6 protein-coding genes and 1 tRNA gene are annotated in these 6865 nt (G+C 47.5%); 6 read left to right on the forward strand and 1 reads right to left on the reverse strand.

Annotated elements, in window-relative coordinates; translation table 11 throughout:
- The first annotated feature begins 20 nt into the window (after positions 1-20).
- Positions 21-632: a glycerol-3-phosphate 1-O-acyltransferase PlsY gene (gene plsY, locus K0H61_RS12985; protein ID WP_220049783.1), complete on the forward strand. Its 612-nt coding sequence runs from the start codon at positions 21-23 to the stop codon at positions 630-632.
- Positions 633-749: 117 nt separating this feature from the next.
- Here the strand turns inward: plsY and tsaD are convergent, their stop codons facing one another.
- Positions 750-1766, reverse strand: coding sequence for a tRNA (adenosine(37)-N6)-threonylcarbamoyltransferase complex transferase subunit TsaD (tsaD, locus tag K0H61_RS12990; protein ID WP_220049784.1), 1017 nt, complete (start codon positions 1764-1766; stop codon positions 750-752).
- Positions 1767-1980: 214 nt separating this feature from the next.
- Between tsaD and rpsU the strand changes: the two genes are divergently transcribed.
- The 5 genes from rpsU (at position 1981) to K0H61_RS13015 (ending at position 6826) form a co-directional block, all read left to right on the forward strand.
- Positions 1981-2196, forward strand: a complete 216-nt coding sequence (rpsU, locus tag K0H61_RS12995) for a 30S ribosomal protein S21 (RefSeq protein WP_006080725.1) — start codon at positions 1981-1983, stop codon at positions 2194-2196.
- A 6-nt stretch (positions 2197-2202) separates the two neighbouring features.
- On the forward strand, positions 2203-2646 hold the full coding sequence (locus K0H61_RS13000) for a GatB/YqeY domain-containing protein (protein ID WP_220049785.1): 444 nt from the start codon (positions 2203-2205) through the stop codon (positions 2644-2646).
- A gap of 85 nt (positions 2647-2731) precedes the next feature.
- Positions 2732-4456, forward strand: a complete 1725-nt coding sequence (dnaG, locus tag K0H61_RS13005) for a DNA primase (protein ID WP_220049786.1) — start codon at positions 2732-2734, stop codon at positions 4454-4456.
- Positions 4457-4591: 135 nt separating this feature from the next.
- A complete protein-coding gene (rpoD, locus tag K0H61_RS13010; RefSeq protein ID WP_220049787.1) occupies positions 4592-6445 on the forward strand; it encodes an RNA polymerase sigma factor RpoD in 1854 nt (617 codons plus the stop codon).
- A gap of 304 nt (positions 6446-6749) precedes the next feature.
- Positions 6750-6826: transfer RNA gene (locus tag K0H61_RS13015), tRNA-Ile, on the forward strand.
- The last annotated feature ends 39 nt before the right edge of the window (positions 6827-6865 follow it).

The following is a 6865-nucleotide window of genomic DNA, read 5'->3' on the forward strand; positions in this document are numbered from 1 at the left end:
AGACGTGTAAGGAAACCAATGTGAGTCAATTAACACTGACACTTTTGATGATTGGGGCCGCCTATTTGGCAGGTTCGGTCTCGAGTGCTGTGCTGGTTTGTCGGATGCGGGGACTTCCTGATCCAAGATCACAGGGCTCCGGTAATCCGGGAGCGACAAACGTACTGCGCATCGGCGGGGCAAGTTCGGCTGCCATGGTGTTATTTTTCGATATGCTTAAAGGCGCACTGCCAGCCTATCTCGCCTATTTAATGGGGATTGATGCGGTGTCACTCGGCCTTATCGCTATCGCCGCCTGTCTTGGACACATTTATCCCATCTTCTTCGGCTTTAAGGGCGGGAAAGGCGTCGCAACTGCCTTTGGTGCCATGGCACCTATCGGTGATGATTTAGCGCTATGTTTAATCGGTACTTGGATTGTATTAGTGCTTATTAGCCGTTATTCATCCCTTGCGGCCATTCTTACAGCGTTACTTGCACCACTTTATACTTGGTGGCTCGACGACAGATTTACCGTCCCCGTCGCCATGCTATCGACCCTTATCATTGTGCGTCATCGTGAAAACATCCATCGCTTGCTTAAGGGCGAGGAGACTAAGGTATCGCGTAAAAGACGCCCTAAAACACCTTAAGATTTGCTACGCCTAAGCACCATGCTCCTAAGCGCTATCAGGTTTTACGAACACAAATAAAAACAACGCCATGCTTTACTCTATCAAGCATGGCGCTGTTTTTATGTTGATAATGGATTATGCCACTGGCGGCAATGTATCGAGTGGCCAACGTGGTTGACCTTTTACCGCTAAATCTTCCTGTTGCCCTGCCTGTAAACGCTGTAAACCTGCAAAGGCGATCATCGCACCATTATCGGTACAAAACTCCCCCCTTGGGTAATACACTCTGCCACCGATAGATGACATCATTTCAGCCAGCGATTCACGTAAACGGGTATTGGCACTCACGCCACCTGCAATCACTAATCGGTTGTATCCCGTTTGCTTAAGTGCGCGGCGGCATTTAATTGCCAGCGTATCGACTACCGCCTCTTCAAAGGCGCGAGCGATATTCGCACGGGTCTGCTCATCGTCAGGCTGTGAGGCAATAGTATTCGCGGCGAAGGTTTTAAGGCCAGAGAAGCTGAAATCAAGGCCCGGTCTGTCGGTCATCGGACGGGGGAATTTATAATCCGCAGGTTCACCTTTGGCGGCAAGCTTGGCAAGCCGTGGGCCTCCAGGATAATCCAGTCCCATTAATTTAGCGGTTTTATCGAAGGCCTCACCGGCAGCATCATCTACCGATTCACCTAAAACTTCATAGAGGCCGATACCATCGACTTTTACCAGCATGGAGTGACCACCAGAAACCAGCAAGGCAACAAAGGGGAACTCCGGGGCATCATCTTCAAGCATAGGCGCGAGTAAATGCCCTTCCATATGGTGCACACCAATTGCGGGTTTATTCCAAGCAAAGGCGAGTGAGCGCCCCACACAAGCACCCACTAATAATGCACCAATAAGACCAGGACCTTTGGTGTAGGCAATGCCATCTAAGTCGGCTATGTCAGTATTGGCGTCTTTTAATGCTTGACGGATAAGAGGGATAATTTTGCGCACATGGTCACGTGATGCCAACTCTGGCACGACTCCGCCATAATCGGCGTGCAACTTCACCTGACTATATAAAGCATGGGAAAGTAATCCCAACTCATCGTCATAGATAGCAATACCTGTCTCGTCGCACGACGTCTCAATACCTAGAACCCGCATGGTGCCTCGTAGTAATATGGTCAAAGGTCGCTAATTCTACCTGTAAGGCGACAATTACTCCAGCCGAGAGTCTGCTTTATCCCGCGCTTAAAATCACCGCAACGGATTAGGGCTTTACAAGCCTACTTGTCTCGGTATAAAATTCCGCACCATTTTAAATACACTTGGTTCAAGCAATTGAACCACACAACCTACACCTAAGGGGTGATGGCGTATGCCAATTATTAAAGTACGTGAAAACGAACCATTCGACGTAGCTCTGCGTCGTTTCAAGCGCTCTTGTGAAAAAGCTGGTATTTTAGCCGACGTGCGTGCTCGTGAATTCTACGAGAAGCCAACTACTGCACGTAAGCGCGCAAAAGCAGCTGCAGTTAAACGTTTAGCTAAAAAGCTTTCTCGCGAAAACGCACGTCGCGTACGTTTATACTAATCTCTTATGAGCCTAATTGATCAGCTGAAAGACCATATGAAGCAGGCCATGATCGCCAAAGAGAAGGTGAGATTGGGAACCATTCGTATGGCACTTGCAGCCATCAAACAGATTGAAGTGGATACCCGCGAAACGCTGAATGATGAGCAGGTTATAGCTGTCTTAACCAAAATGGTGAAACAACGTCGCGATTCGATTGCTCAATATGAAGCAGCGGGTCGCAACGAGTTGGCCGCAGCAGAAGCAGAAGAGATTCAAGTTATTGAAACTTTCCTGCCAACACCCCTCACTGAGGCGGAAATTGCAGCGTTCATCGATGCAGCTATTGTTGAAATGGGTGCATCCTCCATGGCGGATATGGGCAAAGTAATGGGAGCATTGAAGCCTAAGGTGCAAGGACGTGCAGATATGGGCGCCATCGGCGCTATGATCCGTGCTAAATTGCAGTAATTAGTGATTCAATGTATGAACAAGCCGTGCCTATGCGCGGCTTGTTTGTTTAAATTCGCGTAAAAGGCGAGATTTAAAACACTCAATGGCAATTCCTCGTGACTTTATCAATGAGCTAATCGCTCGCACCGACATAGTCGAATTAATCGATCGCAAGGTGCCCCTGAAAAAGGCGGGTAAAAACTACTCGGCCTGTTGTCCTTTTCATAGCGAAAAGTCCCCTTCGTTTACCGTCAGCCGCGATAAACAGTTTTATCATTGCTTTGGCTGCGGCGCCCACGGCAACGCCATCGACTTTGTGATGGAATATGATCGTCTGGATTTTGTGGATGCAATTGAAGATCTGGCCGGACAACTGGGGTTAGAAGTTCCACGAGAGCAGGGCAAAGGTAAACGCCACGATGATGGCCTAAGCCGTGACCTGTACCAATTAATGGAAGAAGCGAGTCGCTTTTTTCAAGCGCAACTTAGACAACACCAAGATAAACAAAAAGTTATCGACTACTTAGCCTATCGCGGTCTTTCCGATGATATTGTCGAACATTTTGGAATTGGTTTTGCTCCTGATGGCTGGGACGGCCTATTAAGCCGTTATCGCCAGAGCCAAGATGCACAGGATAAATTACTGACCGCCGGCATGCTAATAAGCAATGACAGCGGTAAACGTTACGACAGATTCCGCGACCGCTTAATGTTCCCCATTCGGGACCGCCGTGGTCGTGTGATTGGTTTCGGCGGCAGAGTTTTAGGCGAAGGTACACCCAAGTACTTGAATTCGCCAGAAACGCCCATATTTCATAAGGGCAATGAACTTTACGGTCTGTATGAGTTAAAACAGCGTCATCGCGATCCCGATAAAGTCTTGATTGTCGAAGGCTATATGGATGTGGTTGCCCTCGCCCAATACGGCGTGGATTACGCGGTTGCTTCATTAGGGACTTCAACCACGGCAGAGCAGTTTCAACTACTGCTGCGCAGTGCCAAAGAAGTGATTTGTTGCTATGACGGAGACCGCGCAGGAACAGAGGCCGCTTGGCGTGCATTAGAGACCGCCCTGCCGCTGTTAAAACCGGGCGACATTGTACGTTTTATGTTTTTACCACAATCTGAAGATCCTGATTCAATGGTTCGCAAAGTGGGTAAGGACGCGTTCGAGCAACTGATGGTCAGTGCTATCACACTGCCCGAATTTTTATTCGACACCTTGGCAACGAAATACGGTACAGATAAAGGTAACCTTGCCAAACAAGCACTTATCCTAATTGAAAAAATTCAGGACACTGTGCTACAAAATATCCTGCTAGAGAATCTCGCCCATAAGCTTGGGATGAACAGCGCAGATGATATGAAGAAAAAACTGGGTTTTAGTGTCAAACAAACTAAACCCAATGCAACAACAGGATTAAAAGGACGCGGCACTCCACTGCGACTCGCCATCGCATTACTGGTGCAGCATCCTGAGCTAGGATTGGGGTTGCCTCCCCAACCAGCATTAAACCATCTGCAAATGTCAGGCATCGACCTGCTGCCATTGCTGTTGGATTTAACTCGAGAGCATAGGTTAAACAGCGCACAACTACTTGAGCAATTCAGAGACAGTCCACATAGCGGCACTCTGCACAAATTAGCCCAATGGGAACATCAAGTGGCGGATGAAAACCTGCTCGAAAAGTTTAAACAAACCCTGGTTTGGCTGAACAATCAATATATTGAGCAGAGATATCAGGAATTGAGTCTAAAACAGACCCATACTAAAGAAGAGAGAATACAGCTTCAAAAGCTTATCTCTATCATGAAGGGACTAAACTGAGGCAAAAATGTCCTCATTCAGCACCCCATGACTAGCACAGGCAAGTGCACAAGGCTATAATTGACGATTTGCGCGGCACTTAGCAGCAGCTAACTGTCCGTCGTTGTAACAGTTTCCCAAACTTGGATGATATCTATGGATCATACTCCGCAGTCGCAACTCAAGCTGTTGCTTGCCAAAGGTAAAGAGCAAGGTTACTTAACCTATGCAGAAGTGAACGATCACTTACCTGCAGACATGGTCGATTCAGACCAGATCGAAGATATTATCCAGATGATAAATGACATGGGTATCCGCGTATTTGAAGAAGCGCCGGACGCCGATGACATGATGATGTCGGAAGACAACACAGACGAAGATGCAGCGGAAGAAGCAGCGGCAGCCCTTGCGACAGTTGAAAGTGAGCTTGGCCGTACAACCGACCCAGTACGTATGTACATGCGTGAAATGGGTACTGTTGAGCTACTGACCCGCGAAGGCGAAATCGTTATCGCTAAGCGCATCGAAGAAGGCATTAACACTGTTCAAAGCTCTGTTGCCGAATATCCACAAGCGATCGCCATGATCCTTGAGCAGTACGAGCAATACGAAGCCGACGAACTGCGCCTGTCTGATATTATCTCTGGATTTGTAAACCCGGATGAAGAAGATTTAGGTCCAACTGCTACCCATATCGGTTCTGAATTATCGGAAGAAGATCTTGAAGATGAAGACGACGATGAAGATGATGACGAAGATGGTGACGGTGATGGTGACGGCGATGACGACGGCAATAAAGGCCCAGATCCTGAAGAAGCCCGTGAGCGTTTCAGCCAACTGCGCACCGCCTATGAAAGCGCCCTCAAAATCATTGAGATCAAAGGTCGCGAGCACCCAGAATCAGTTAAAGCACTGTTTGAAATCGGTGAGATTTTCAAAGAGTTCCGCTTAGTTCCCAAGCAATTTGACCGCCTAGTGAAAGGCATGCGTTCAATGATGGATCGCGTGCGTATTCAAGAGCGTCTGCTGATGAAGCTTTGCGTTGAACAGGCCAAAATGCCGAAGAAAAACTTTGTTAAGTTCTTCACTGGTAACGAGACCAATTTAGATTGGTTCGATGCAGAAAAAGCCTCAAACAAACCTTACGCTGAAGGCCTAAGAATGGTTGAGGAAGACGTACAGCGTTGCCGTAGCAAGCTGGCTGCCATCGAAGAAGAAACTGGCTTAGTGATTGCCGCCATCAAAGACATCAACCGCCGTATGTCAATCGGTGAAGCAAAAGCTCGCCGTGCGAAGAAAGAAATGGTGGAGGCAAACTTACGTCTGGTAATTTCTATCGCGAAGAAATACACCAACCGTGGTCTGCAATTCTTAGATCTTATCCAAGAAGGTAACATCGGTCTGATGAAAGCAGTAGATAAGTTCGAATACCGTCGTGGTTACAAGTTCTCGACCTATGCGACTTGGTGGATCCGTCAGGCGATCACCCGCTCTATCGCGGACCAAGCCCGTACAATTCGTATTCCAGTACACATGATCGAAACCATCAACAAGCTGAACCGTATCTCTCGCCAAATGCTGCAGGAAATGGGCCGTGAGCCCTCACCTGAAGAACTTGCAGAGCGTATGATGATGCCAGAAGATAAGATCCGTAAGGTACTCAAAATCGCTAAAGAGCCAATCTCCATGGAAACCCCAATCGGTGACGATGAAGATTCGCATTTAGGGGACTTTATCGAGGATACCACCCTCGAATTACCACTGGACAGCGCTACCAGCGAGAGCCTGAAGAGCGCGACCCATGAGGTATTAGCAGGTCTGACAGCCCGTGAAGCGAAAGTACTTCGCATGCGTTTCGGTATTGATATGAACACCGACCACACGCTCGAAGAAGTGGGTAAACAATTTGACGTGACACGTGAGCGTATCCGTCAGATTGAAGCGAAGGCACTGCGTAAACTACGCCACCCTTCACGCTCAGAAATCCTCAAGTCATTCCTAGATGAATAGTCTTAAGACTTAATGAGTCGATTCTTACGTTTTAAAAAACCCGCAATGCGGGTTTTTTTGTGCCTGTAATTCAGTCACTCAATGTTAAATTCTAAAGCCATTAGCAGTCTGTCTGAACTTATCACGTCCGTTAGAAGTAAATATCCAGTTTAAAAGCTTATGAAATTTTACAAACTACAGGCAGTTGATTAACAGATAACCAATTGAATCAATTCGGTGAATTTCGCATCAAATCACGGGTGACAAGCGAAAGTAAGCTTAGTATACTGCCACTCGCTTTAGGTGATGACGATTACCTTTAGTCGGCCCCTTAGCTCAGTTGGTTAGAGCACACGACTCATAATCGTTAGGTCCACGGTTCAAGTCCGTGAGGGGCCACCATATTCTTCAAAGGCTTAGTTCATTCAATTGACTAAGCCT

This window comes from Shewanella acanthi (genome assembly GCF_019457475.1).
In the GTDB taxonomy this organism is placed as follows: domain Bacteria; phylum Pseudomonadota; class Gammaproteobacteria; order Enterobacterales; family Shewanellaceae; genus Shewanella; species Shewanella acanthi.

Excerpts from the sequence above, each read along its gene's own strand:
- tsaD (WP_220049784.1), bottom strand. The coding sequence starts at position 1,766 with ATGCGGGTTCTAGGTATTGAGACGTCGTGCGACGAGACAGGTATTGCT.
- rpsU (WP_006080725.1), top strand. The coding sequence starts at position 1,981 with ATGCCAATTATTAAAGTACGTGAAAACGAACCATTCGACGTAGCTCTG.
- K0H61_RS13000 (WP_220049785.1), top strand. The coding sequence starts at position 2,203 with ATGAGCCTAATTGATCAGCTGAAAGACCATATGAAGCAGGCCATGATC.
- dnaG (WP_220049786.1), top strand. The coding sequence starts at position 2,732 with ATGGCAATTCCTCGTGACTTTATCAATGAGCTAATCGCTCGCACCGAC.
- rpoD (WP_220049787.1), top strand. The coding sequence starts at position 4,592 with ATGGATCATACTCCGCAGTCGCAACTCAAGCTGTTGCTTGCCAAAGGT.